The 26557-nt window shown below is 55.5% G+C and carries 18 protein-coding genes; 8 read left to right on the forward strand and 10 right to left on the reverse strand.

What is annotated here, in order from left to right; translation table 11 throughout:
• Positions 1-13: 13 nt before the first annotated feature.
• Positions 14-178, reverse strand: coding sequence for a hypothetical protein (locus K0J45_RS05780; RefSeq protein ID WP_434086951.1), 165 nt, complete (start codon positions 176-178; stop codon positions 14-16).
• Positions 179-183: 5 nt separating this feature from the next.
• On the reverse strand, positions 184-837 hold the full coding sequence (locus tag K0J45_RS05785; protein WP_220044613.1) for a trimeric intracellular cation channel family protein: 654 nt from the start codon (positions 835-837) through the stop codon (positions 184-186).
• A 316-nt stretch (positions 838-1153) separates the two neighbouring features.
• Here K0J45_RS05785 and ltaE point away from each other — a divergent pair, with 316 nt between their 5' ends.
• Positions 1154-2161 carry a low-specificity L-threonine aldolase gene (ltaE, locus tag K0J45_RS05790; RefSeq protein WP_220044614.1) on the forward strand — a complete coding sequence of 336 codons (1008 nt, stop codon included), beginning with the start codon at positions 1154-1156 and terminating at the stop codon, positions 2159-2161.
• A gap of 127 nt (positions 2162-2288) precedes the next feature.
• On the opposite strand, the gene K0J45_RS05795 is transcribed toward ltaE, so the two are convergent.
• The 3 genes from K0J45_RS05795 to K0J45_RS05805 all read right to left on the reverse strand — a co-directional run bounded on the left by K0J45_RS05795 (position 2289) and on the right by K0J45_RS05805 (position 6356).
• Positions 2289-3122, reverse strand: coding sequence for a hypothetical protein (locus K0J45_RS05795; RefSeq protein ID WP_220044615.1), 834 nt, complete (start codon positions 3120-3122; stop codon positions 2289-2291).
• 85 nt (positions 3123-3207) lie between these two features.
• Positions 3208-4845, reverse strand: coding sequence for an alkaline phosphatase family protein (locus K0J45_RS05800; RefSeq protein ID WP_220044616.1), 1638 nt, complete (start codon positions 4843-4845; stop codon positions 3208-3210).
• Between the two features lie 14 nt (positions 4846-4859).
• On the reverse strand, positions 4860-6356 hold the full coding sequence (locus K0J45_RS05805) for an alkaline phosphatase family protein (protein WP_220044617.1): 1497 nt from the start codon (positions 6354-6356) through the stop codon (positions 4860-4862).
• A gap of 283 nt (positions 6357-6639) precedes the next feature.
• Here K0J45_RS05805 and K0J45_RS05810 point away from each other — a divergent pair, with 283 nt between their 5' ends.
• Positions 6640-7008 carry an acyl-CoA thioesterase gene (locus K0J45_RS05810; RefSeq protein WP_011864961.1) on the forward strand — a complete coding sequence of 123 codons (369 nt, stop codon included), beginning with the start codon at positions 6640-6642 and terminating at the stop codon, positions 7006-7008.
• 154 nt (positions 7009-7162) lie between these two features.
• Here the strand turns inward: K0J45_RS05810 and K0J45_RS05815 are convergent, their stop codons facing one another.
• The 3 genes from K0J45_RS05815 to K0J45_RS05825 form a co-directional block, all read right to left on the reverse strand.
• On the reverse strand, positions 7163-7369 hold the full coding sequence (locus K0J45_RS05815) for a hypothetical protein (RefSeq protein ID WP_011864962.1): 207 nt from the start codon (positions 7367-7369) through the stop codon (positions 7163-7165).
• Positions 7370-7504: 135 nt separating this feature from the next.
• The gene (locus K0J45_RS05820) at positions 7505-8806 is read right to left on the reverse strand and encodes an NAD(P)/FAD-dependent oxidoreductase (RefSeq protein ID WP_220044618.1); all 1302 of its coding nucleotides are present in this window, start codon (positions 8804-8806) and stop codon (positions 7505-7507) included.
• A 325-nt stretch (positions 8807-9131) separates the two neighbouring features.
• Positions 9132-9497 (reverse strand): cytoplasmic protein, encoded by a 366-nt coding sequence (locus tag K0J45_RS05825; protein ID WP_220044619.1) that lies wholly within the window; start codon positions 9495-9497, stop codon positions 9132-9134.
• A gap of 466 nt (positions 9498-9963) precedes the next feature.
• Between K0J45_RS05825 and K0J45_RS05830 the strand changes: the two genes are divergently transcribed.
• A complete protein-coding gene (locus K0J45_RS05830; RefSeq protein ID WP_220044620.1) occupies positions 9964-11121 on the forward strand; it encodes an efflux RND transporter periplasmic adaptor subunit in 1158 nt (385 codons plus the stop codon).
• Positions 11122-11133: 12 nt separating this feature from the next.
• Positions 11134-14256, forward strand: a complete 3123-nt coding sequence (locus K0J45_RS05835; RefSeq protein ID WP_220044621.1) for an efflux RND transporter permease subunit — start codon at positions 11134-11136, stop codon at positions 14254-14256.
• A 78-nt stretch (positions 14257-14334) separates the two neighbouring features.
• Here the strand turns inward: K0J45_RS05835 and cspE are convergent, their stop codons facing one another.
• Complete coding sequence (gene cspE, locus K0J45_RS05840; protein WP_011864967.1) at positions 14335-14544, reverse strand: transcription antiterminator/RNA stability regulator CspE; 210 nt, start codon at positions 14542-14544, stop codon at positions 14335-14337.
• Positions 14545-15491: 947 nt separating this feature from the next.
• Entirely contained in the window at positions 15492-16640 is a 1149-nt protein-coding gene (gene yiaY, locus K0J45_RS05845; RefSeq protein ID WP_220044622.1) for an L-threonine dehydrogenase, read from the reverse strand.
• 515 nt (positions 16641-17155) lie between these two features.
• Here yiaY and malQ point away from each other — a divergent pair.
• The 4 genes from malQ to K0J45_RS05865 are packed head-to-tail and all read left to right on the forward strand — an operon-like array spanning position 17156 to position 26491.
• Positions 17156-19393 (forward strand): 4-alpha-glucanotransferase, encoded by a 2238-nt coding sequence (gene malQ, locus K0J45_RS05850; protein ID WP_220044623.1) that lies wholly within the window; start codon positions 17156-17158, stop codon positions 19391-19393.
• A 47-nt stretch (positions 19394-19440) separates the two neighbouring features.
• Positions 19441-21756 (forward strand): 1,4-alpha-glucan branching protein GlgB, encoded by a 2316-nt coding sequence (glgB, locus tag K0J45_RS05855; protein WP_434086952.1) that lies wholly within the window; start codon positions 19441-19443, stop codon positions 21754-21756.
• Positions 21747-23984, forward strand: coding sequence for a glycogen debranching protein GlgX (gene glgX / locus K0J45_RS05860; protein WP_220044624.1), 2238 nt, complete (start codon positions 21747-21749; stop codon positions 23982-23984). Before glgB ends, glgX begins: the two co-directional genes overlap by 10 nt.
• Positions 23981-26491: a glycogen/starch/alpha-glucan phosphorylase gene (locus tag K0J45_RS05865; RefSeq protein WP_220044625.1), complete on the forward strand. Its 2511-nt coding sequence runs from the start codon at positions 23981-23983 to the stop codon at positions 26489-26491. Before glgX ends, K0J45_RS05865 begins: the two co-directional genes overlap by 4 nt.
• The last annotated feature ends 66 nt before the right edge of the window (positions 26492-26557 follow it).

Raw genomic sequence — 26557 nt, forward strand, 5'->3', positions numbered from 1 at the left:
AGCGCCAACTTTCTTAGTGGGCCTGGCTGTCCTGGTTACCGTGATCGCCATGCTGATAGTCGAACTTGGGCATGCCCCAGTGATAGCGAATGGCCAGCATGCGGAAGCTAAAGCCAACACTCAGGCTGATGGCCAGGTTGACCCACTCGGTCACCTTGAATTCAGGGCTGAGCGCCAACTTTCTTAGTGGGCCTGACTGTCCTGGTTGCCGTGATCGCCATGCTGATAGTCGAACTTGGGCATGCCCCAGTGATAGCGAATGGCCAGCATGCGGAAGCTAAAGCCGACACTCAGGCTGATGGCCAGGTTGACCCACTCGGTCACCTCAAAGCTGCGCAGCAGCATGTAGAGGCTGGCGGTAGTCAGCGAGACCAGGGCGTAGAGTTCCTTCTTGAAGATTAACGGCACCTGATTACAGAGGATGTCGCGGATCACTCCGCCGAAGACGCCGGTTACTACGCCCATGACGATGGCCAGAGCCGGGCTAAAACCCAAGAGCAGGGTCTTCTGGGCGCCGACAATGGAAAATACCGCCAGGCCCAATGCGTCTATGGCCAGAAACAGCTTGGAGAGATAGCGCATCACGGGCGAGATGATAACCGTCAGCAGCGAGGCGAAGGCGATGGCCAGCAGGTAGTGGATATTCTCTACCCAGATGAGGGGATAGTTGCCCAGGAGGATGTCGCGTAGGGTACCGCCGCCTATGGCGGTGGCACAGCCTATGATGACCACGCCAAACAGATCCATCTGTTTTCTGCCGGCGCACAGCGCACCTGTCATGGCCTCGGCCAGTATGCCGATGAGCCAGAGTAGGGTGATAAATTCAGCTTCTTGCATTGTCGATTCAGTCGGGAAAAAAGAGAGCGCATATTGCCAGTCTCTCACGGGAAATGACAGCGAGATTTTTTGAAAAATTCGGATTAGATTTTTTAATTCTATCTGTTGGTGAATTTTGGCTTGTTAGCAGTTTGTTGCCTTAAATATAGCTCATTGGAGTTTTCATACTATTAGTTTATTCAGGTTAAAGCTAAGAGTGAGTGGCGCCTGGTAATAATTTTCTCGGCTGGCGTTAGGGCAGGCTCTAGCGAGGGCGGGCGACGAGGAGTACTATTTGCGCTCGGTGTATCATTTTAAGATGAGTAGGATGGGGAAGATGATTGATTTTCGCAGTGACACAGTAACTCAGCCCACGGCGGCGATGCGCCGCGCCATGGCAGATGCCCAGGTTGGCGACGATGTGTATGGAGACGATCCCAGTGTTAACCGACTGGAGGCGATGGCGGCAGAGCGTTTTGGATTCGACAGTGCCCTGTTTACCTCCTCGGGCACCCAGGCCAACCTGCTGGCGCTGATGTCCCATTGTGAGCGTGGCGACGAGTATCTCTGTGGTCAGCAGGCCCATAACTATAAGTTCGAAGGGGGCGGAGCCGCTGTGCTGGGCAGCATTCAACCTCAGCCGCTTACCAACCAGGCGGATGGCAGCATCTTGCTGTCTGATATCGAGGCGGCCATCAAGCCGGACGATTTCCATTTTGCCCGCACTCGTCTATTGAGTCTGGAAAACACCATAGGCGGCAAGGTGTTGCCTCAGTCCTATCTGGCCGAGGCGCAGGCGCTGGCCTTCAATAAGCGGCTCAAGATCCACTTAGATGGCGCCCGCATCGCCAATGCGGCGGTGGCCCAGAACCTGGACATCGCCGATATCACCCAGTATTTCGACTCTGTCTCTATCTGTCTCTCTAAGGGACTGTGCGCCCCCGTGGGCTCGCTGCTACTCGGTGATGAGCGGCTGATCAACAAGGCCCGCCGCTGGCGTAAGATGCTTGGTGGCGGCATGCGTCAGGCGGGGATTTTGGCGGTGGCTGGTGAAATCGCCCTGAACGATCAAGTTGCCCGCCTGGCAATCGACCATGAAAACGCCCGTTATCTGGCGGAGCAGTTGAGCAGCCTGGATGAGTTTGAGGTAGATCTTGGCGAAGTGCAGACCAACATGTTGTTTGCCCGTGTGGCCGAGGGTGTGGCGATAGACAAGCTGGCCGCGTCACTGAAGGCATCTGGTATCCTCATCAGCCCGGGCAAGACGCTGCGGCTGGTCACTCACGCCGATATCCGCCGCGAAGATATCGATCTCTTTATCGATAAGCTCAAGGCGTTGCTCTGAGCGATTAGCCTAGCGAGACAGCCATAGTGAAAGCAAAAAGCCATCCTCAGGATGGCTTTTTTACTTTTACACTATTTCAAGAAAACGCTTTTGAAGAAAAAGTTAGCTCTCTAAGTGCTTGGCACCACTAGTGATGATGGTCGTGGCCGCCTTCAAGTAGCTTGCCGTCTGCCGAGTAGAAGCCTGAACTGCCGTGCTGAATGAAGCCCTGGGTGATCATCTTGGCGATGAAAGGGTCAGACTCGCTGTCGCCCACATCGGCAAAATCAAGATCTTGGTAACCCGAGGTCAAGAGGTCGAAACCTTGCTGATTGATAGGGGTCAGCTTGGTGAGTTGATAGTGAAGCTGCTGCTCGCCCTGGGTAATGGTCAGGCTGGCTGGAAGCTGGAGTTCGTTTATCCAGTCAAGTTCCAGAGACTGCTGCTTGCCTTGGGCGTGTGCTTTGCCCTTATGGGAGCCGCTGTTGTGAGTGTAGCTTTGCTGAGTAAAACAGGCATCTTGATGCTGCTCGCCCTTATCGAATTGGCTCAAGGCGGCGGGGGCGATAAGATGAAACTGCTTGTCGATATCCGTATGAATATTAAGGGCCAGCAGATCGCTTCGGCGATAGCTGATAGAGCGTTTCTGCTCGGGGAAGTAGCGTACATACTCGCCATTCTTCTGCCAGGCCTCATAGCTTACCGGGCCGCGCTGATAGATGATGGTGTCGTCGAAGCGGGTCAGGATCAGCTGGTGGGCTTGCGCCTTATCATCATTTCCAGCGGTTATCTGATAGCTGGCTTGAAAGCGCGTCGGCTGAGCGGCGCTGTCGCAGATCAGCGTACTGACGGCATGCTGATGTCCTTGGCTGTCTGACTGAGCGTGAGCCATGGCTAGTTTTCCAACGAGCAGGTTGCCCATTAGCAGGCTGCCGGTGACGCCTAAAAAGAGAGAGACTGACTTGAATGTTGAGCGAGACATAATAGACCTACTGATATTTCTCTTTAACCAAATAAGCAGCCTGACACCCTAGTTTAATAGGTATCAGGCTGCGGGTCGCTGCGCCTTATTGCGCCGCGGCGGCTTCTGCCTTCTTGACCAGATCACCGGCATAGTTCATCACATGGAAGATGTGATTCTGCTCTACGGTACCCTCAACCAGGCTTGCACCTGGGCCACGGGCGAAGATGGCCACATCTTCACCGGCATGGGTTTCGCTTTCCAGCGGTACCAGGGCTTCCTGGTGGAAACCGGCACTCTGGGTGTCGATGTAGTTCAGATCCACACGACCAGGCTCTGCAGCGTAGTTGTAACGCTCGTCACCACCGGTTTCCAGCGAGCCAAAGCCCAGACCGTTGGCATAGCCGACAGTGGTGTATGGCATGCCGTTAGCATCGGTAGAGTTAGTCACAGACGGCTGACCGTTTGCATCGTTGCTCTTAACCAGACCCAGGATTGGGTTACCACGGGTTGGATAACCTGCGATGGTGAACACATGGCTGTGGTCGGCGGTGACCATCAACAGGGTGTCGTTAGCCGAAGTTTTTTCCATGGCCACACGTACTGCCTCAGACAGGGCGATGGTATCGTGCAAGGCACGGGCCGCGTTACCGGCATGGTGAGCGTGGTCGATACGACCGGCTTCGACGATCAGCACGAAGCCTTTGTCGTTCTTGCTCAGAATGTCGATACTCTTAGCCGTCATCTCTGCCAGTGAAGGCTCGCCGTTTACGCCATCTTCGACTCTGTCATAGTCATATTCCATGTGAGACGAGTTGAACAGACCCAGGGCGTGCTCTGTGGTGCTTGTGTCCATGGCCAGGAAGCTGTCACGGTCGGTCACATAGGCGGCGTTAGGGTACTGCGCCATCCACTCGGCGGTCAGGTCGCGACCATCTTTACGCTTACCCGCCTTGCCTTCTGGATCGACAGTGGTGTTAGGGATGAAGGCGCGACGACCGCCACCCATGACCACGTTGATCCCTTTGCCGTCGTTGAAGTCCAGCATCTGGGCGGCAATGTCTTTACAGCCATTGGTAACGGCTTCGGCCGGCAGGTTGCTGTCTGCTTCCCAATCACGCTCTGGCACATGGGCATAGGTCGCCGCAGGGGTAGCGTGAGTGATACGGGCGGTAGAGACCACACCGGTAGACATGCCCGCCATGGCGGCCAGTTCCAGTGAGGTGACCAGGTCTTGGCCTGTAGTTGATGAACAGACACCGCGCTCGACGCCTTCACCCTGAGAGATCACACCTACGTCTGTCTTCACACCTGTGACCATGGCGGTCATGGTGCCGGCAGAGTCCGGCGTTTGGCCATCGACGTTATAGGTCTTGGCCAGGCCTAGGTGAGGCAGGGTCTCGAAAGAGAGTGAGTTCTCTTCACCTGTCTGACCTTTTAGCTGACCGTCGAGGATGCGCGCCGCGGTCACGGTTGACACGCCCATGCCGTCGCCCACAAACAGAATGATGTTCTTGGCGGCGCCTGCCTCGTTGTTGTTGGTCATGCCCGACGCCTTAGTGACGCGGTTTTGGCCATCGATATACCATTGGTTAACGCCGGTCCAGTCTTTGCCGTTAGTGCCGTTGCTACCGTCGGTACCTGGCGTACCTGCGGTGCCATCTTTACCGTTATCACCGTCGCTACCACAAGCCGCTAGGCCGAGAATGGCTGCTAGAGACAGTACTAGTAGTTTCTTATTCATTTTGTTGCTCCCAATTAATACTTAGTACCGCCAAGCGCTTGGGCTTGGTTGATGATGTGGAAAATGACGTTCTGTTCCATCACGCCCTGTACCAGATTTGAGCCTGGGCCTGTGGCGTGCAGGCTGATATCTTCACCGGCGTGCGTCTCGCTACCCATAGGGATAAGTGACTGCTGCATAAAGTCTTTGTCTTGCGTATCGACTGAAGATAGGTCGTCACGATTACCCACAACGGCGCCAGGACCATTGGTGTAACCTAGGGTGGTGTATGGCTTGCCATCCAGAGCGGTTGAAACAGTGCCGTCTACGCCATGTACCAGACCAAGGATAGGGTTACCACGCTTTGGATAACCTGCGATGGTGAACACGTGGCTGTGGTCGGCGGTAACCAGGATCAGTGTCTCATCTGGGTTGGTGTTTTCTACCGCGGCCTTAACGGCGTTAGAGAGTTCGACGGCGTCAGCCAGGGCGCGCTTGGCGTTGCCCGCGTGGTGACCGTGGTCGATACGGCCCGATTCGACGATCAGCAGGTAGCCGTTGTCGTTCTTCTTCAGCATCTCGATAGACTTCTCAGTCATCTCGGTCAGTGAAGGCTCGCCACCAACGTCGTCGGCGCGATCGGCTTCATATTCCATGTGAGACGAGTTGAACAGACCCAGCAGGTGGTCTGTGGTGGCAACATCGATGGCGTCGAACTCTTCGCTGTTCCACACATAGGCGGCGTTGTCGAAGTTTTCGACCCAAGCTTTGGTCAGATCCATGCCATCCTTACGCTGACCCTTCTTGTTTTCACCATCGGTAACTGTGTTAGGGATGAAGGCGCGTCGACCGCCACCCAGGGCGACCGTCAGGGCATTGTCTTTATCGCGCATGACCATCTGGTAGGCGATATCTTTACACTCGTTAGCCACAGCCTCGGCAGGCAGGTTGGCGTCTGATTCCCAGTCGCGCTCAGGGCTGTTGGCATAGGTAGCTGCTGGCGTGGCGTGGGTGATACGGGCGGTAGAAACTACGCCGGTAGACAGGCCCTTGGCGTTGGCCAGGTCAACCAGGGTGACCAGCTCGTTGCCTTTAGATGACAAACAGTTGCCACGCAGTGACTGGTCAGAAACAGAGATAACACCCGCCTTAGACTTAACACCCGTGGCGATAGCTGTCATGGTGCCAGCGCTGTCTGGAGTCTGTTGGTTGGTGTTGTAGGTCTTGATCAGGGCGGTATGGTCGAACTTCTCGAAGCTTAGGAAGTTCTCTTCACCACCTTGGTTACCGGCCATCTGTTGGCCTTGGTAGATACGCGCGGCGGTCAGGGTAGAGATCCCCATACCATCGCCCACAAATAGAATGACGTTTTTGGCCTTTGCTTTGGTTTCTAGTGTGGCCTTGTCTGACACCCGTTGGGCACTTTCCTTATACCAATGGCTGTCTGTCTGAACACTGGGTAACACGGCGCTGTTGGCGGCCATGGTTACTAGGCTGCAAGAGATCAACGCAGCTAATCTTTTTATCATCATCACTTTCATCATCCGTATTGGGTTGAAGTAAATTGTTCGCTATTTGAGATAAAGCGGCCTGATTGTCAGGTATCCAGATGACAGAATTGATGAATTAAGATTGCAGTTATGTGAAGCTAAGATGTCGAAACCCTTTTTATGCCTGAGTTAACTTGGTGCAAAGGGCACTAAAACGGTGAGATAAGTGTCGAAGGTGTGATTTTAAGTTATTGTTTTTATGTGTTTTTAATTCTTGGTCTGTTTCTTGTAACGCTTTCGTCTGAGTCTATCAGGGAGAGCCCAAATGAAATATTACAGTCGACGCTTTATTAAACCCGAACATTTAAATCCGGCTAATGCATTGTTCGGCGGACAGTTATTAAGCTGGATAGATGAGGAGGCGGCCATCTTCGCGGCCTGTCAGATGAATAGCCAGAGCATAGTCACCAAGATCATCTCAGAGATCAACTTCATGACCCCGGCGCGTCAGGGCGATGTGATCGAGTTCGGCTTAGCGCTCATCAGTGCCGGGGTCAGTTCCATCACCGTCTGCTGCGAGGTGCGTAACAAGGCGACCCGTCTGCCTGTGGTGACCATAGATAAGATGATCTTCGTTAACGTGGATGAAAATGGCTTGCCCAAGCCCCATGGGATGCGGGCTAATGCTGCCTAATGGCTGCTTAGTCGATGCGTAATAGCTGCTTAGCCGCTGCTTAAGAGCTGCTAAATAGAGTCTAAAGCTGTGCCAGAGATAGCCAATAAAAAAAGAGGGCGGATATGCCCTCTTTATCTTTATCTTCAGATCAAGGCCACTAGGCCGGTCCGATTTAATTTTCTTTGCTCAGGTCTTCTTTGACCGATTTGACCGCATCGCGGGACGCATGACCAATCGCCTTGGTGGTGTCACGGGTGGCGTGGCCGATATCTGTGGTCACCTCTTTGGTGGTGTTACCTATTGAGCGACCTGCATGCTTAAGGTCGGCGCAGGCGCTAAGGGCGCCAAGGATCATAACCGCGCTAATAATTTTTTTCATAATGATCTCTTGTTGACAAAAGTTGTCACATTTTAACCCGTTAGCCCATCGAGCGAAAGCCTCCCCAAAAGGGAGGCTCATAATGGCTAGGGCTGTGCACTCGATTAGCGCCTCGACTGTTACTTGGTGAACGTCTTAGTGCAGCTTGAGGTGAGGGTGGATGATGCGGCTGATCCCCTTGGCAAACATCAACAGGGTACCTTTAAAGATCCCATGTAGTTCAATTAGATGGCGCCGATAGAGCGAGGTATAGACGAACCTGGCTATCTTGCCCTCCACCAATACGCCACCGCCGATGAAGGACATCAGGTTGCCCACGGTATGGAACTTGGACAGGTTTACCAGGGAGCCGAGATCTTTATAGAGGTACTCCTTGCTGGGGGGGTGCCCGACTAGCATCAGGCTGATGTTGTCCGCCGTCATCAGTGCCATCTGCCGCGCCGACTGGCCCCTCGGCGGCACCCAGGAGCCGTCTGGCTGTGGGCAGGCGGCGCAGTCGCCGATGGCGAAAATGTGGGGATCCCGGGTGGTCTGCATGTTGGGCTTAACCATCACCTGATTGATCTGATTGCTCTCCAGGCCGCCAATCTCACGCATAAAGTCGGGCGCCTTCACCCCGGTGGACCAGATGGTCATGTCGCTGGCGATGGTCTGGCCGTCACAGGTATGCAGCGCATTTTCATCCACCCGGTCGATACGAGTATTGGTCATGACCCGAACGCCAATCTGATTAAGCTGGTTCGTTACCGCCTGGGAGATCTCCTGCTTCTCCACCTTGGGCAGGATGCGTGAGTCAGCCTCGATCAACGTGACCTCTAACAGGCTGGTGTCTATCTTGTAGCCGAAGCCGCTGAGTTGCTCGACCGCATGGTGCATCTCGGCAGACATCTCGACGCCGGTCGCCCCGGCGCCGACCACGGCGATCTTGATCTTGTCGTCTAGCTGATGATGGCTGGCATAACGCATAAATTTATTGAGCAGCATGGTGCGGATCTGCATCGCCTGTTGGGTGTTGTCGAGGAAGACGCAGTGCTCCCTGACCCCAGGGATCTTAAAATCGTTGGCGATACTGCCGATGGCCAGCACCAGATAGTCGTAGTCTATGCGCCTGGCGGGCAGGAGCTCATTACCTTTATCATCTAAGATGGGGGCCAGGATCACTTGCTTGTGCTCGCGGTCGATATCTGTCATCGCCCCCTGCTGAAAATGGTAGCCGTGGGCGGCTGCATGACCTCGGTAGCTGATGGCATCTATGCCGATATCCAGCGCCCCGGTGGCGACCTCGTGCAGCAGGGGTTTCCAGATATGGCTGTCGGCGCAGTCGATAAGGGTGATCTTGGCCTTGCCCTTACGTCCCAGTTTACGACCTAGCTTGGTCGCTATCTCCATTCCACCCGCACCACCGCCAACGATGACGATATTGGCCACTGCACCCATGAGGCTATTGCTCCTATATTCAGCTTAAGTTGATGATTGCCCGGCATTGTTCTGCCAGCAAAACTGTCTTGAATCGAGAAAAGTGTAAGCTTGAGGTGATATTTTGGCAATTAGCCTAAATTGGCGTGATTAAGCGGGTAAAAATAGCGGTTTTATACATAACCAATTGTTTTGTAAGTGGTGTCGTTTGTGGTTTCTGCGGTTTTATTCTGTATTTGTCACATTTTGGTGCAACGTAAATGTGATCTAGATTGTTTTGTGAGCAGAAAAGTGTGAGCCAGATCGAGTGTGTGATCTGGCTCCTGGAGAGGTGGTTTAGCGACGATTAGGAGAGTTTGGCGAGGCGCTGACGGTAGTCCTCAATAAGGTGAGCCATGATCTCCTGTACCGAGCTGTCTTTGGTGGCATCGTCCATGAAGATCTTAAAGGTCACTAATACATGGCCATCATTTTTCAGGCGGTCGCTTTGCATCGAGAAATAGGCGCTCTCGCCATCGGCTTCTCTGATGGTAAAGCCGTCATGTTCGAAGATGCGGTGACCGGATCTGTCGTGCCACTTGGTGATGCGACTCAGGCCTATTTCGCATGACTGATTGAATTCGATATGGTTTTGCCAGGTGGTTGGGTGAGCGGGATCCTTAATATGCGGGCATCTGACTGTATAGTTATAGACATGAGAAATGGCTGTCATAAATTACCTTCCTGATTATGGATACAAGGGCCATCATAGGCACTGCATTTCTTTAGGGTCAACAACTATTCGTCCAGTATTTGCCGATTTACCCGGCCATGGGAGAAGACCCTTAACCTGTTGTAGCACGATAGGATTGGCCATAACCTTGTGCTGTGTCTCATTTTTAAGCCCATTTTGCCATCTGCTTAATAAAGCATCAGCTAATAGACGTTTTTTTCCCGAATCGGCCTATTTTGTCAAAACTTGCGCTCAGAAAAATCCACTGACCCGCGCCGTTAATCCAAGATGAAAAATTTAAAAAATGCCAAATGAGTCAGTTAATTGCCCTTGCTATTCCTGGTGAAAGTATTAGCTTGTTACTAATATGATAAGCAGTTGTAAATGACACTGCCCGTCATTCACATCTGTCTGCCGTCTGATGAAAGTTATCCATGAATTGTCGCTTGGCGCTCTGGAGGCCCTAATGCTTGGTAGAAACGCTTCACCTCTCTCTCGACTCACCCTGTTTAGCGCGGCGCTGCTGCTCGCGGCTTGCGGCAAGGCGCCAGCCCCCGGGCCCGCCGTTATGCCCAGCGTGATAGTTAACACCGCCCAGGTTAAGGAGATCCGCGCCAAGACGGAGATCGTTGGTCGCACCCGGGCATCGGAAGATGTGGTGATCAAGTCGCAGATCCAGGGACAGCTGCTGAAGCGCACCTTTGTCGAGGGGGAAGACATAGATGCCGGCGAGCTGCTGTTTGAGATAGACCCCTCCACCTTTGAGGCCGAGCTGGCGCAGCAACAGGCGGTGCTCAAGCAGGCCATCGCCTCTCGCGATGTGGCGGTGATGAACTGGGAGCGTGGCCGTCGCCTGCTACCCGATGGCATGATCAGCGCCCAGGACATGGATGAGCTTACCAGTCGTAAGCTGACCACGGCGGCGGGTGTGGTGCAGGCCGAAGCGGCGGTGAAGGCCGCCGAGTTGCAGCTCAGCTATACCAAGGTTTACGCCCCCATCTCGGGCCGCATCAGCGGCGCCAAGGTGAGTCAGGGGGATATCATCACGCCTCAGTCTGAGCTGGCCAGCCTGGTGCAGTTGCAGCCCATGTGGGTCAACTTCCAGGTTGCCGAGAAGACCATCATCTCCGCCAAACAGAACTTTTCCAAGGCCGCCAAACATGAGGTGAAGATCTCGGATATCGTGATCCGCCTGCGCCTGCCCAACGGCACCATGTTCGACGAGACTGGGTATATCGACTTTATCAGCAATAGGGTCGATGCCGCCACCGGCACCCTGGAGCTCAGGGCCACCTTCAATAATGAGAGTAAGCTGATGCTGCCCGGGCTGTTTGTGACTCTGGTTATCGAGTCCCCCATTAGTGAGCAGGCCATTTTAATTCCACAGGCGGCGGTGCAGGAAGATCAGCAGGGACGTTTCGTCATGGTGCTGGATGGTGACAACAAGGTGCAGAAGCGGGTGGTCGAACTGGGTGACAGATTCGGCGTCGACTGGCGCGTGCTCAGTGGCCTTAACGAGGGCGAACGTATCGTGGTGGATGGTCTGCAGAAGATCCGTCCGGGTATCGAGGTGAAGGCCGTCGAGCAGCAAGCGGTGCCTTTCCAAGAAGCTAACGATGCCTAATCGGGGGTCATTATGATCAGTGAGTTTTTTATTCATAGGCCGAAATTTGCCTTCGTGATCTCAACCGTGCTGACCCTGGTGGGCTTGATCTCCATCCCCATCTTGTCGGTGGCCGAGTTTCCCGAAATTGCGCCGCCTCAGGTGAGCGTCAGCACCAGCTATTCCGGGGCCAGCGCCGACATAGTCAAAGACACCATAGCCCAGCCCATAGAGGCGGAGGTCAACGGCGTCGAGGGGATGCTCTACATGCAGTCCAAGAGCGCCAACGACGGCAGCTACTCCCTCAACGTCACCTTCGATGTGGGCACAGACGCCGACATGGCCCAGGTGAAGGTGCAAAACCGGGTGCAGCAGGCGATGCCCAGACTGCCCGAGGAGGTGAAACGCCAAGGGGTGAAGGTTGAGAAGCAGAGCCCCAACATCCTCATGGTGGTAAACCTGGTTAGCCCCAACGAGACCTTCGATTCGCTGTTTATTACCAACTATGCCGGCCTAAACGTCAAAGACGCCCTGGCGCGGCAGAATGGGGTATCTAAGGTGCAGGTGATCGGCGCCCTGGATTACGCCATTCGTATCTGGCTAGATCCCAATCAGATGGCCAGCTTTGGCGTGACCGCCAGCGATGTGATCGCCGCCCTGAGAGAGCAGAATATTCAGGTGGCCGCCGGTCGTATCGGCGCCGCGCCCGTGGATCCCCAGCAGCAATTTCAATATACCCTGCAGACCAAGGGACGTCTGAAAGACCCCGAGGAATTTGGCCGGGTGATGATCCGTGCCAATCCCGATGGCTCTAAGGTGATCGTCTCAGATGTCGCCCGGGTCGAGCTGGGCTCTCAGACCTATGACGCCCAGGGTAAGCTGAACAACAAACCCTCAGCCATCATCGCCATCTATCAGGCGCCGGACGCCAACGCCCTGGAGGTCGCCAAGGCGATCAAGGCCGAGATGGATACCCTCGCCAGCCGCTTCCCGGACGACCTCGAGTACAAGGTGCTCTATGACACCACAGAATTTGTCGAGACCTCGATAACCGAGGTGGTGCAGACCCTGTTTATTTCGGTCGCCCTAGTGGTGTTTGTGGTCTACATCTTCCTGCAGGATGCGCGCTCGACCTTAGTGCCGGGGATCGCCATTCCCGTCTCGCTAATAGGTACCTTCGCTTTCCTGTTGGCCTTCGGCATGAGCATCAACACAGTCTCTCTGTTCGCGCTTATTTTGGCGATCGGTATCGTGGTGGATGATGCCATTGTGGTGGTGGAGAACGTCACCCGCCTGATGGAAGATGAGGGGCTGTCGCCCACCGAGGCGACCTCCAAGGCGATGAAGGAGGTGACGGGCCCCGTTATCGCCACCACCCTGGTGCTGCTGGCGGTGTTTGCCCCCACGGCGGTGATGCCGGGGATCACAGGGCAGATGTATGCCCAGTTCTCTGTGACTATCTGTATCTCAGTGCTTATCTCCTCGGTCAACGCCCTGACCCTGAGTCCGGCCCTGTGCGCCTCCCTGTTAAAGCCGCCCAAGAAACATACCCATGGCTTCCACTACCTGTTTAACACCTACTTCGAGCGCTTTACCGGCGGCTATATGAAGCTGGTCTCCTCACTGGTGCGTAAGCTGGTGCTGGTGGGCGTGGCCTATGCCTGTCTGATCGGCGTCACTGGCGGCATCGCCAAGGTGTTGCCATCGGGCTTCGTGCCCATGGAGGATAAGAAGGCCTTCATGGTGGATATTCAGCTGCCAGATGGTGCCTCGCTTAACCGCACCGAAGAGGTGATGCGTAACCTGGTCAAGCTGACGCTGGAAGAGCCTGGGGTGGAGAATGTGATCCATGCCAGTGGCTTCAGTATCCTGACCGGCTCGGTCTCCTCTAACGGCGGCCTGATGATCGTGACCCTGTCGACCTGGGAGGAGCGCGACTCGCCCGACATGGTGGAGGCGGCGATCGTCGCCAAGTTGCAGGCCAAGTATGCCGCCAATCCGTCGGTGAAGGCGATGGCCTTCTCGCTGCCACCTATCCCGGGGGTGGGGAGCGTCGGCGGTTTCGAGTTTGTGCTGCAGGACACCCAAGGGCGTTCGCCCCAGGAGCTGGCCTCTGTGATGCGGGCGCTTATCATGAAGGCCAACGGACAGCCTGAGATCGCCATGGCCTTTAGTAACTTCCGCGCCGACGTGCCGCAGATGTATGTGGATGTGGACAGAGACAAGGCTAAGGCGTTGGGGATCTCCTTAAATGAGATCTTCTCTACCATGCAGACCATGCTCGGCTCTATGTATGTCAACGATTTCAACCGCTTCGGTAAGGTGTTCCGGGTGATACTCCAGGCCGAAGGCGAGTTTCGAAATTCCGACAAGGATATCGCCAGCTTCTATGTGCGCTCGGCTAGTGGCGAGATGGTGCCCCTGAGCACACTGGTGAAGGTGACGCCTATCCTGGGGCCGGACGTGATGAACGCTTATAACATGTTTAGCTCGACCACCATCAACGGCTTCCCGGCCCCTGGCTTTAGCTCGGGCGACGCCATCGCCGCCATGGAAAGGGCGGCTCAGGAGACGTTGCCGGCGGGCTACAAGTTTGAGTGGACGGGGCAGACCTATCAAGAGATCAAGGCGGGTAACTTAGCGCCGCTGATCTTCGCCCTGGCCCTGGTGTTTACCTATCTGTTCCTGGTGGCCCAGTATGAGAGTTGGAGCATTCCCTTCGCCGTCATGCTTGCGGTGCCTATCGCCATCCTGGGGGCCTTCCTCAACATCTTGCTGGTGGGAAGCGAGCTCAACCTCTATGCCCAGATAGGCCTAGTACTCTTGATCGGTTTGGCCTGTAAGAATGCCATCCTGATCGTCGAGTTTGCCAAACAGCTCAGGGAAGAGGGTAAGAGTGTTCTGGATGCGGCAGAAACCGCGGCGCGCCTGCGTTTTCGCGCCGTACTCATGACCGCCTTCTCTTTCCTGCTGGGGGTATTACCCTTGGTGATTGCCACCGGCGCCGGCGCAGGAAGTCGTCGCGCCCTGGGGTATTCTGTATTCGGCGGCATGATGGCGGCGACTCTGGTGGGTACCCTGTTGGTGCCTGTGTTTTACGTCATCATGCAGAAGCTGCGTGAGCGCATGAAGGGTGAAGGCGCGACGAGCCAATAGTTAAAACTTGAGCTAAAGCTTAAAATCTGGGCACAAAAAAGGCGACTTCAAGTCGCCTTTTTTTATCGAACCGTTCGATTAAGCCGGAACTACGTTCGCTGCTTGCAAGCCTTTTTGACCTTGCTCGATATCGAAGGTGACCTTTTGGCCTTCGGCTAGCGTCTTGTATCCATCGGATACTATAGCGCGGAAATGCACGAACACATCAGCGCCGCCATTTGCCTGCTCGATGAAACCAAAACCTTTATCTTCGTTAAACCACTTAACGGTACCAGTTGTATTAGACATATTTGTCCCTTATTTAATTCATATAAAAATCCGCGACATTGCGGTATGCCGAGCCGTTGAATTATTGAGTATTACGATGAAGCTAAGGGAAAACTGAGGACAAAAATGGTGAAGATTTGACTAAGGTTTTGACTTTTACTTGATACTTTAAACTAATAACCCTGAACAACAGAGCCCGGCTAAGATAACACACTTTAGCTGTTTACCTAGGGGTTATTTTCGCCATCATGGAGGATATCTGTTGGGCAAAATTTATATGGCAGTGCTTTCATGGGCTTATGGGAATAAAAAAGTTACTGCCTCTTGAACACTTTTGTTTTTTCATTGGTCATTGTCACGGCTGAGTGGTCGAAGTCAAGTGATAGTGCGGAACATCAGGGAGAAGAAAAAGGCTCGTCGGCAATAGTTGCCGACGAGCCTTTTAGCTAGCTGAATCTTTGCAGGGAAAAAGCGAGCTGACACCATTTTATAACACATGTATCCGAAGGGACTAGTCCAAAAGTGTGGCGTGAAAAGAGTATTTAGCTATTAGTGCTGGATTTTTATGATAAAAACTTCGAAAAGCCGGGTGTTTCTCCATTAGATGAGTGATTTTGTTTGTATCACGGCCGTTTGCCGAGGCTTTGACTCGGGAAGCTCGATAAAAGTGGCCTTGCTCGAGTGGGTGTTAGTCTCGACCAGCCCGCATGTCGAATGGCTAATCGCTAGCCAATAACAAGCGAACTAATAGCAAGCCAACTAGTAACAAGCGACGAATAAAAAGCGTATGAATCCAGAGCTGGCTGATAAAAACTGTGTGGGCTTAAGGAGCTGCTCGAGCCGAGCGGTGACAATGCACGCTCAACACCTCGACAGGAGAGGGTTAAGATTGCCATTAAAAAGGCCCACCAGAGGTGGGCCTTGGAATTTCTACTTGCAGGGAGAAATTCGAAACTTGCTAGGCTAGCCTATAGCGCGTTGGTGAAGATCTGGCAGATCTCTTCGTGGGTCGCCTGTTTAGGGTTGGTCAGGCCGCAGGCATCTTTCAATGCGTTGTCGGCAAGCGTTGGAATATCTTCCGCCTTCACGCCCAGCTTGGTGAGGTTCTCTGGGATCTTCACCGCGACAGATAGCGCCTTGATCGCTTCGATTGCGGCCGTTGCGCCTTGCTCGTCAGTCATGGCGCTGACATCGACACCCATCGCCTTGGCAACATCTTTAAGACGCGGCGCGGCAACCTGCGCGTTGTAGGCCTGAACGTGTGGCAGTAGCAGGGCGTTACAGACGCCGTGTGGCAGGTCATAGAAACCGCCTAACTGGTGCGCCATGGCGTGTACATAACCCAGGCTGGCGTTGTTAAAGGCCATACCCGCCAGGAACTGAGCGTAAGCCATCTGATCGCGGGCCTCCAGGCTCTGACCGTTCTCAACCGCTTCCACCAGGTTACCCTTGATAAGCTCGATCGCCTTGATGGCGCAGGCATCTGTGATAGGGTTGGCGGCGATAGAGACATAGGCTTCGATGGCGTGTGTCAGGGCGTCCATACCGGTCGCGGCAGTCAGACCGGCAGGCTTGAGCAGCATCAGCTCGGGATCGTTCACCGACAGGATAGGCGTGGTGTGCTTGTCGACGATCGCCATCTTGATGTGACGGGCTTCGTCTGTGATGATGCAGAAACGTGTCATCTCACTGGCAGTACCGGCTGTGGTGTTGATGGCGACCAGCGGCAGTTGTGGCTTAGCCGACATATCCAGGCCTTCATAGTCCTTGATGTTGCCGCCGTTGGTGGCAACCAGGGCGATACCCTTGGCGCAGTCGTGTGGTGAGCCGCCGCCCAGAGATACCACGAAGTCACAATCATTCGCCTTGAGCAGCGCCAGACCCGCCTCGACATTGCCTACAGTTGGGTTAGGTTGCACGCCATCGAAGATAGTCGATGTGATGCCCGCCGCGCCAAACTTCTCGACGATCTGACCAACCAGGCCGATCTCGACCAGTGGCTTGTCGGTGACGATCAGTGCGCGCTGAAAGCCTAAGGTTTTAATATCACCAATTGCGTCGTCAACAGCATTTTGTCCCAATACGTTGACTGATGGGATAAAAAATTTAGCAGCCATAAAATCACCTTTTTTATGCTTAAAGTTAAAAGTTGTTATCTTTTCTGGTAACTAAAGTACCAACGCGGTTATCGCAAAGGTGTGATCTTCCTCATAATTAGCGGTTATCCAGTCGAAAGCATGGCAAAAACTTAGATCAATACGACTAAATTTGTAAATTTATGACAAATACGAAATTTGACTGATTTTCAATTTCGAAAATCTATCACGGCAACTTTCATAAGTTGAAATTGACTCGTTGAGGCCAAATCACCCGATAATCAGCTGTTTATTTTCTGTGCATCGAATTAGGTCGTCTGCACAATATTTGTGCAGGCTGATTTTCGTCAAACGCCTGAGCGTCCAGTCACCTAGTCTGTCTTATTCGAAAAGATGATTTCATAAGCTGTTGATTATTAGGCTTAAAAAGAGTTCATCTGATTGACATAAATCTGTCGTCAAGCTGTTACCTGTGCTTGGCATGTTTACTGCTCAAGGAAATAGGGCAGTTTGACTGACTAGCAGGGAAATGGGCGATGGGCTTAGAAAAGTTACTCTATTTGCAGGGCGTCGGCGCCAGCTATAGCGATTACTCGGGCCGCCTGGTGCACCATAGCCAGGCCGAGCGCTTAGGGCTTCTCGCCTGTCTGCTGGCTAACTGCACTCAGCCTAAGTTTCATCTGGATGATCTCAGCCCAGATGGTTTCGTCGCCGCCAATGGTGAGGCGATTGAAAAGCGTAATTTCGACCTAGATGTCGCGCCCTGGCAACGCCCGTTGGCAACCTTTCAATTTGCTTGTCTGACTGAGCCAAGTTTTATCTTATCGCTGCCAGCCGAGATGCAGCCCGACCTTAGGGTGCGCATCCTCACCGAAGGTGGTACGCAACTCGAGATGAGTATACCTTTTACGGCGCTGGAGCGGGTGGGCGACTATTATTGTGAGCCCCACCTCTATTACCGCTATAAGGTATCCATCGCGCCTTACCTGACGCAGGGCCAATCCCTCCCCATGGGCTATCACAAGCTGTCGGTGGGTTTCTGTAAAGGGACCCTTGATGGCAAGACTAAGCTCAATACCGTGGCCATCGACTGGCAAACCGAGGGTCATCACGGCACCTGGTTGCTGGCGCCGCCCAAGGCCAAACAACTACGGGAGACGGATAAACCCTGGGGGGTGAGTATCGCCCTCTATAGCCTGCGCAGCGACAGTCAGTGGGGCATAGGGGACTTTGGCGATCTGGGGGCTTTGATCGCCTGGCTCGGAGGTTATGGCTGCGACTTTATTCAGCTCAATCCGCTCCATGCCCTGGGGGATTCCTTCAATCTGGAAGAGGCCTATATCAGCCCCTACAGTCCGAGCGACAGACGCAGGCTCAATCCCCTCTATATTCATATCGAGCAAGTCCCCGAGGCCAATGAGATAGCGCCGCTGCTGCAAACTCTTGCTCTGGATCGTGAGCGTCTTAACCGCGATAACTGGCTCGATTATCCCAAGCTCACCCAGCTCAAGTATCGCCTCTTTATCGCCCTCTATCAGGTGTTTAGCCGTGACGTGCTGGGTAGCGGTGGTGCGCGCGATCAGGCCTTCATGCAGTTTGTGGCCCAGGAAGGGGAGGCGCTGAGCAGTTTCTGCCAGCTGGAGGCAGACAAGGCCCAAGCTCAGGGAGAGCAAATGGCCGCAGATCCCCAGTTACATAGTTACTTGCAGTTTGTTGCCCACGAGCAGCTGATCGCCTGTCAGCATCAGGCGCTCGTGGCAGGCATGAGCATTGGCCTTATCGGCGACATGGCGGTTGGCGTGCGCGGCGATGGTGCCGAGGTGCATCACAATCGAGACGCCTATTGCCAGCAGGCGAGCATAGGCGCACCGCCGGACGATTTTGCCCCCAAGGGGCAGAACTGGGGGCTGACGCCGCCGGATCCTATCGCCATGGCCCAGTCGGGCTTTAGCCATTTTATTGCCCTTATCCGCAGCAACATGCGTTACTACGGCGCCCTCAGGTTAGATCATGTGATGGCGCTGCTGCGTCTCTGGTGGTGGCCGAGTGAGTCCCAGGAGGCTCCCGGGGCCTATGTGTACTACCCCATAGATACTCTGCTAGCGATCGTGCGCCTTGAGAGCATGCGCAGCAACTGTGTGGTGATAGGCGAAGATCTCGGCATAGTGCCGGATGAGGTGCGCGCCAAGCTGAGCGATGGCGGTATCTATGCCAACGAACTCTTCTATTTTTGCAAGCAGGGCGAATCCTTTAAGTCGCCACAAGAGCACAGGGCCGACAGCCTGATGATGCTGGCCAATCATGACGTGCCCACACTACTGGCCTGGTGGTCTCAGAGTGACCTGCATCTTAAGCGTCAGCTGGAACTTCTCGAAAGTGACCAGGCGCTAGAGCAAGCCCTGGAGCGACGCGACAGCGAGCGCCAGCAGTTGCTGGCCTGGCTCGAAGCCAACGGCGAAACCGCCTCGCTGGAGGAAGATTATCTGCTCCTGCTCAGCGCCTGGGTGACGGTGGCGGCACGTTCCCACTCGCGCCTGTTTAGCGTGCAACTGGCGGATCTCTGCTGCGAGCGACACGGGGTCAACATTCCCGGCACCTGGCAGGAATATGCCAACTGGCAGCGACGACTGCCCTATAGCCTGACCAGTCTGAGACAGTCGCCCTCGATAAAGCGCCTGCTACGAAGCATCGTCGAGGGACGCAGCTCGGCCGAGGCCAGCGAGCAATTTTGCCGGGCAGGCGAGCATCTTCGTCAGCCTGTTTTCAGCCGATGACATAGCTATGACACTCCTATGAAACAGACAAGCAAAGGGATAACCAGATGACTAAGCAGATACCAGTGCAGACTCCTGTGCAGACACCAGTGATTGCGCCGACACCACTGATAGCGCCAAGTGAAATTGAAGCCCTGCTGGCTGCCGACTACGTGGATATCTTCGCCTTGTTGGGGATGCACGCCATAGAGATGGCTCCGGCCACTAAGTCTAGTAAGGGCATCAAGGAGGCTAAGGCGGTAAGCCTGGTCAAACGCCTGGTGGTGCGCTGTTTTCTGCCGGGGGCCGAGCGTGTCGAGCTGATCGCCAAGCAAGATGGCCGCAAGGTGGCCGAGCTGGAGAAGTACCATGATGAGGGGATCTTCGCCGGGCTCGCCGGGCGGCGCATCAACCCCTTCGAGTATCGCCTGCGGGTGCATTATCCCTTTAGCGTCGAGGAGCTGAACGATCCTTACCAATATGCCAGCCTGCTGAGTGATGAGGCGTTGTACCTCTTCAGCGAGGGGCGTCAGGAGCAGGCCTATCGTTTCATGGGGGCCAACTGGCGTGAGGTCGATGGGGTGAGCGGCGTGCAGTTTTGTGTCTGGGCGCCCAATGCCAAGCGGGTCTCTCTGGTGCACGATGCCATCGACTGGGACGGTCGCCGTCAGGTGATGCGCCACCATCCGGCCAACGGCGTGTGGGAGATCTTCATTCCCTCGATGAAGGCGTTGACCCACTATAAATATGAGATTGTCACCCAGGAGGGAGAACGAGTCCTTAAGGCCGACCCCTTCGGCCGCGCCATGCAGGGCGCTCCGGGTAACGCCTCAATCGTACCGCCTCAACTTGACTATGCCTGGCAGGATAAGCGCTGGCTGGCGAAACGGGCCAAGCAGAGCTGGCACGATCAGCCCATCTCCATCTATGAGGTGCATCTTGGATCCTGGCGTCGCCAAGGGGAAAACGGCGAGCAGTATCTCAGCTATAGCCAGCTCATCGATCAGCTGATCCCCTATGTGGTCGAGATGGGCTACACCCATCTGCAACTGATGCCCCTGTGCGAATTTCCCTTCGACGGCTCCTGGGGCTATCAACCTGTGGGCCTGTTTGCGCCGACCCACAGATTCGGCCAGCCTCACGAGCTCAAGGCCTTCGTCGATGCCTGTCATCAGGCGGGCATAGGGGTGATCCTCGACTGGGTCGCGGCGCACTTCCCCAAGGATCCCCATGGGCTGACCCGCTTCGACGGTTCCTGCCTCTATGAGCATGAGGATCCCCGACAGGGAGAGCATCCAGATTGGGATACCCTTATCTACAACTATGGCCGCGGCGAGGTGCAGAGCTATCTGCTCAGTAACGCCCACTACTGGTTGCAGGAGTTTCATTTAGATGGCCTGCGCCTGGACGCCGTCTCTTCCATGCTCTATCTCGACTACAGCCGCGAGCCCCATCAGTGGTTGCCTAACGCCCATGGCGGGCGCGAGAATCTGGATGCCATCGCCTTCTTGCAGGACCTTAACACGCGTCTCTACCAAGGCTTTCCCGGCATCATGATGATCGCCGAAGAGTCCACCGCCTGGCCCGGTGTCACCAAGCGGGTCGATGAGGGCGGCCTGGGCTTCGGCTTCAAATGGAACATGGGCTGGATGAACGACAGCCTGAGCTATATCGGCCGGGACCCCATCCATCGCAGCCATCATCATAACGAGCTGACCTTCAGCCTGATGTATTGCTTCACCGAGCAGTTCATCCTGTCGCTGAGCCATGATGAGGTGGTGCACGGCAAGGGCTCCTTGCTGCATAAGATCCCCGGCGACGACTGGCAGAAGTTTGCCACCCTGCGGGCCTATCTGGGCTTCATGTGGGGCCATCCGGGCAAGAAACTGCTCTTCATGGGCGCGGATTTTGCCCAGCGCGACGAGTGGGACCATCAGCATAGCCTCGACTGGCACCTGCTGGCGTTCGAGCCCCACCAGGGGATGCAGCGCTGGGTGAAAGATCTCAACAGCCTCTATCGTCAGAGCGTTGCCCTCTATGGCGACGATCACCACGGCGAGGGCTTTAGTTGGCTCGACTGCGACAACGCCAGCGCCGGTGTGTTGAGTTTTATCCGCCAGAGCGGCGACAAGCAGCTGATCTTTATCGTCAATATGACCCCAGAGGTCTACCGTGAGTTTCGCATCGGCCTGCCGCAGTCCGGCCGCTACCATGAGCGCCTCAACAGCGACAGCCACTACTATGGCGGCAGCGACGTGGGCAATCAGGGGGTTATCCACACCGAGCCAGAGGCCTATCAGGGCCAGGCTCAGAGTGCCTGCATTAGCGTGCCGCCGCTGGCCTGTCTGGTGTTGGAACTGGACGAGAGTGTGTCATGCGACTGACCCACGGTAAGCCTTATCCCTTGGGGGCCTGCTTAGATAGCGAGGGGGTGAACTTCGCGCTGTTTTCCGCCCACGCCACTGCCGTCTACCTCTGTCTGTTTGACGAGGAGGATAGGGAGGTGGCCAGGCTGCGTCTCGAGCGTCAGTCTCAGCAGATCTGGCATGGCCATGTGTCTGGGATCAGGGCGGGGTGTCGCTACGGCTATCGGGTCGATGGCCCCTATCAGCCCTTGATTGGCCACAGATTTAATGTCAACAAGCTGCTGCTCGACCCCTATGCCAAGCGCCTGAGTGGCGCGATTAAAGATCATAAATCCCACTACGGCTATCAGTTTGGTCATGAGCAGGAAGACTTAAGCTTCTGCGAGCTGGATAACGCCGAACTGATGCCCAAGTGTGTGGTGGTGGATCTCAAAAACCTTAGGCCCATAACGCCCCTGGTGAACCCTTTCGATCAGAGTGACAGCCCGCTGTCGCTGCGCCGCAGTGTGATCTACGAGCTGCATGTGAAGGGTTTTAGCCAGCAAAATCCCGAGGTGGTCAGTGAGCGTCGCGGACGTTTCGCCGGCCTCGGTGACCCTGCTAGCCTGCAGCACCTGAAAAGCCTTGGGGTCACAGCTGTCGAGCTACTGCCCGTGCAGCAGTTTGTCACCGAGGCCTTCCTGCAGCAGAAGGGGCTGACTAACTACTGGGGTTACAACACCATAGGCTATTTCGCGCCCCATCAGGCCTACCTAAGCGAGTCAATAAGCGAGTCTGAGGGCGATGGAGCAATAGAGGAGTTTCGCGACATGGTCAGCGCCCTGCACGGCGCCGGCATAGAGGTGATCCTGGATGTGGTCTATAACCATAGCGCCGAGGGCAATCGTCTCGGGCCTACCTACTGCTTTAAGGGGATAGATAACCTCAGCTACTACCGTCTCCACCCCAGCGAGCCGCGCTACTACATCAATGACACAGGCTGTGGCAATACCCTCAACCTGTCACACCCCAGGGTGTTGCAGCTGGTGATGGATTCGCTGCGTTACTGGGTCGAGGTAATGGGGGTCGACGGCTTCAGGTTCGATCTGGCCAGCACCTTGGGGCGTGAGGATCACGGCTTCGATGTGGGCTCCGGCTTCTTCGATGCCATCAGCCAAGATCCTGTGCTTAGCCAGGTGCGTCTCATCGCCGAGCCTTGGGACATAGGTCCAGGCGGCTATCAGCTGGGGCAGTTCCCCATCGGCTGGAGCGAGTGGAACGACAGGTATCGCGATACGGTGCGCCGTTTCTGGCGCGGCGATGCCGGCATGTTGCCCGAGTTCGCCACCCGCTTTCATGGCTCCAGCGATCTGTTCGAACACGCCGGGCGTAAACCCGCTGCCAGCATCAATTTCATCACCAGCCACGACGGCTTTACTTTGATGGATCTGGTGAGCTATCGCCACAAGCATAATCAGGCCAACGGTGAGCAGAATCGCGACGGCCACAATGAGAACTACAGCGACAACTATGGCCACGAGGGCCAGAGCGACGAGCTGGCGCTCACCGCACTGCGTGCCCGCCAGTGCCGCAACATGCTCACCACACTGTTTATGTCTCAGGGGGTGCCCATGTTGCTGGCCGGCGATGAGGTGGGTCATAGCCAGCTGGGCAACAACAACGCCTATTGCCAGGACAACCCCGCCAGCTGGCTCGATTGGCGCAAGGATATCGACAGCGACGAACTACTGAGTTTCACCGCTAACCTCATCAAGCTGCGCCGCCGTTTCCCCATGCTGTGCCACAGAGACTATATCCACGAGAGTGCCAACCAGGCCTCCCCAGGCCTCGACTGGTTCTGTCGACAGGGTGAGCCCATGACCAAGGCCCACTGGGGCGAGGCGCAGACCCGCACCCTGAGCCTAGTGATCAGCGGCGAGTTGGAGGCCCAGGCCGGGTGCCGTCAGGCGCTGCTGCTGATGTTTAATGCCGACAACAGGTCTCAGCAGTTCACCCTGCCGAGCCTCGAGGGGATAGTGCAGTGGCAGTGTCTGCTCAGTACCCAGGACAGTCCCCAGTATGGCGAGTCCGCCAGCTATCAGGCCCTGCTGCAGGGTGCCAGTCTGGTGCTGCAGGACCGTAGCCTGATGATCTATTACGCCCAATTTACCTCGTTCGCAGTAGAGCCCTCAGCGGTAAAAGAGCCTTCAGCGAAAGAAGAGCCCTCAGCGAGAGAAATGCCCTCGGCCAAAGGAGAGTCTAGATGAGTTCGACAGCTAAGCCGGTGAAGTCCACTAAAACGAGTAAGACTAGCAGCAAGCCTGTGGTAAAGGTCGAAGCCAAGGCCGACAGCCTTATCTGCGATCCCTGTGAGACCCTGGGGGCCTGTTTCGAGCGTCATATCGACAAGAGCCTGACCCCCAAGGAGCGTGACGAGCAGGCGCTATTCTACGCCTTCGCCATGAGTGTGAAAGATCAGATGCTGCCAAAGTGGCGCGCCACCCGCCAACTGGATCGGGAGACGGGCAACAAGAAGGTCGCCTATCTGTCGCTGGAGTTCCTCATGGGGCGGGCCCTTGGCAATGCGCTGCTGAATCTGGATATGAACGACGAGAGCGCCCAAGTATTGAAAGACTATGCCGTGGCGCTGGAGACTCTGGAGGCCCAGGAGCATGACGCCGGACTGGGCAACGGCGGCCTGGGACGCTTGGCGGCCTGTTTCCTCGACAGCTGCGCCAGCCTGGATCTCAATGTCACTGGCTACGGCATAAGGTATGAGTACGGCATGTTCGCCCAGAAGCTGTGCGACGGCTATCAGGTGGAACGCCCCGACCGCTGGCTCAGGGACGGTAATCCCTGGGAGGTGAGGGTGCCAAGCCACAACGTGACTGTGCCTTTCTTCGGCCATACCGAGTCCTATATCGACCGCGACGGTAAGCGTCAATACACCTGGGTTGAGACTCAGGATGTGCTGGCGGTGGCCTATGACATCCCTGTGCCCGGCTATCGGAACGAGCGGATAAACACCCTCAGACTGTGGAAGTCTGAGGCCACCGACGATTTCGATCTCGAGGAGTTTAACCAGGGGGATTACACGGAGGCAGTGGCCCGCAAGAACCTGGCGGAGCAGATCACCATGGTGCTCTATCCCAATGACGCCAGCGAGAACGGCAAGGAGTTGAGGCTGCGCCAGCAATATTTTCTTTCCTCTGCCAGCCTGCAGGATCTGCTCAATACCTGGGTGAGCCAGCGCGGCCCCGACTTTAGGGATTTTGCCCGCCAGCATGTGATGCAGCTTAACGACACTCACCCCAGCGTGGCGATCCCCGAGTTGATGCGCCTCTTGATGGACAAGTATGGTCTGTCCTGGGATCAGGCCTGGGATATCACCAGCCAGACCATGGCCTACACCAACCACACCCTGCTGCCCGAGGCGCTGGAGCGTTGGCCGGTGCGAATGTTCGCCCACATGCTGCCCAGGCTGCTGGATATCATCTATGAGATCAACGCCCGCTACCTAGACATGGTGGCTCACCATTGGCCGGGGGATGGCGACAAGTTGCGAGCCATGTCGATCATCGAAGAGGGCGATGAGCCCCATATCCGCATGGCTTACCTGGCGATCGTCGCCAGCTTCTCGGTGAACGGCGTCGCCGGGCTGCATACTCAGCTGTTAACCTCTGGCCTGTTTAAGGACTTCTATGCCTTGTGGCCCGAGAAGTTCAACAACAAGACCAACGGCGTGACCCCGAGACGCTGGCTGGCTCAGAGTAACCCGGCGCTGGCCGAGCTGCTGGGCAAGCGGTTAGGCGAAGGCTGGGTGAAAGATCTTAGCCGTCTCAGCGCGCTCAATGCCTTCACCGATGACGAGGGGCTGCTCAAGGCCTGGCAGGAGGTCAAGCATGGCAACAAGCAACAGCTGGCCAAGCTGGTGGAGCAGGAGTGCGACGTTCGCTTCGACCCTAAGATGATGTTCGATGTGCAGGTGAAACGCATTCACGAATATAAGCGTCAGCTGCTCAATATCCTGCATGTGATCCACCTTTATCACCAGATCCAGCAGGGTAAGTTGACGGATATCACCCCTAGGTGCGTGCTGATCGGCGGCAAGGCGGCCCCTGGCTATGCCATGGCCAAACTATTGATAAAACTGGCCAATAATGTCGCCCACATGGTCAACTCGGATCCCCTGGTGACGCCTTATCTGCGTTTCGCCTTCTACCCCAACTATAACGTCAGCGCCATGGAACGGATCTGCCCGGCGACGGATCTCTCCGAGCAGATCTCTACCGCCGGCAAGGAGGCCTCGGGCACGGGCAACATGAAGTTTATGATGAACGGCGCCCTCACCATAGGCACCCTGGATGGCGCCAATATCGAGATGCTCGAAGAGGTGGGCGAAGATAACTTCTTCCTTTTCGGCCTGAGGGCCGACGAGGTGGAGGCTTTGAGGCCCCACTACGATCCCCAGCACTTTATCGCCAAGTCACAGGCGCTGACCGAGGTGATGAACCTGCTGGAGAGTGGCCACTTTAACCTGCTGGAGCCGGGGATCTTCGATCCCATCATCAACAGCATACGTTGTCCTCGGGACCCTTGGATGACCGCCGCCGATTTCGAGTCTTACCGACTCGCTCAGGTGCAGGCGGCCAAGGCCTACCGGGATCCCCACCATTGGACACAGATGAGCATACGCAATACCGCCGCCAGTGGTCGCTTCTCCAGCGATGTCACCATTGGTCAATATCGAGACGAGATCTGGGGGATAGCCTAATGACGTTTATCGAGCTAAGTCGGGTCGCCGCGGCGCCCAAGCAACTGGTGTGTTTTTTATCTCAAG

This window comes from Shewanella alkalitolerans, assembly GCF_019457575.1.
Taxonomy (GTDB): domain Bacteria; phylum Pseudomonadota; class Gammaproteobacteria; order Enterobacterales; family Shewanellaceae; genus Shewanella; species Shewanella loihica.

Coding starts and splice junctions, on each gene's coding strand:
- cspE (WP_011864967.1), bottom strand. CDS start 14,544: ATGTCTAATACAACTGGTACCGTTAAGTGGTTTAACGAAGATAAAGGT.
- K0J45_RS05800 (WP_220044616.1), bottom strand. CDS start 4,845: ATGAATAAGAAACTACTAGTACTGTCTCTAGCAGCCATTCTCGGCCTA.
- ltaE (WP_220044614.1), top strand. CDS start 1,154: ATGATTGATTTTCGCAGTGACACAGTAACTCAGCCCACGGCGGCGATG.
- glgB (WP_434086952.1), top strand. CDS start 19,441: ATGACTAAGCAGATACCAGTGCAGACTCCTGTGCAGACACCAGTGATT.
- K0J45_RS05830 (WP_220044620.1), top strand. CDS start 9,964: ATGCTTGGTAGAAACGCTTCACCTCTCTCTCGACTCACCCTGTTTAGC.
- K0J45_RS05785 (WP_220044613.1), bottom strand. CDS start 837: ATGCAAGAAGCTGAATTTATCACCCTACTCTGGCTCATCGGCATACTG.
- malQ (WP_220044623.1), top strand. CDS start 17,156: ATGGGCTTAGAAAAGTTACTCTATTTGCAGGGCGTCGGCGCCAGCTAT.
- K0J45_RS05825 (WP_220044619.1), bottom strand. CDS start 9,497: ATGACAGCCATTTCTCATGTCTATAACTATACAGTCAGATGCCCGCAT.
- K0J45_RS05805 (WP_220044617.1), bottom strand. CDS start 6,356: ATGATGATAAAAAGATTAGCTGCGTTGATCTCTTGCAGCCTAGTAACC.
- yiaY (WP_220044622.1), bottom strand. CDS start 16,640: ATGGCTGCTAAATTTTTTATCCCATCAGTCAACGTATTGGGACAAAAT.
- K0J45_RS05810 (WP_011864961.1), top strand. CDS start 6,640: ATGAAATATTACAGTCGACGCTTTATTAAACCCGAACATTTAAATCCG.
- K0J45_RS05815 (WP_011864962.1), bottom strand. CDS start 7,369: ATGAAAAAAATTATTAGCGCGGTTATGATCCTTGGCGCCCTTAGCGCC.
- K0J45_RS05835 (WP_220044621.1), top strand. CDS start 11,134: ATGATCAGTGAGTTTTTTATTCATAGGCCGAAATTTGCCTTCGTGATC.
- K0J45_RS05865 (WP_220044625.1), top strand. CDS start 23,981: ATGAGTTCGACAGCTAAGCCGGTGAAGTCCACTAAAACGAGTAAGACT.
- glgX (WP_220044624.1), top strand. CDS start 21,747: ATGCGACTGACCCACGGTAAGCCTTATCCCTTGGGGGCCTGCTTAGAT.
- K0J45_RS05795 (WP_220044615.1), bottom strand. CDS start 3,122: ATGTCTCGCTCAACATTCAAGTCAGTCTCTCTCTTTTTAGGCGTCACC.
- K0J45_RS05820 (WP_220044618.1), bottom strand. CDS start 8,806: ATGGGTGCAGTGGCCAATATCGTCATCGTTGGCGGTGGTGCGGGTGGA.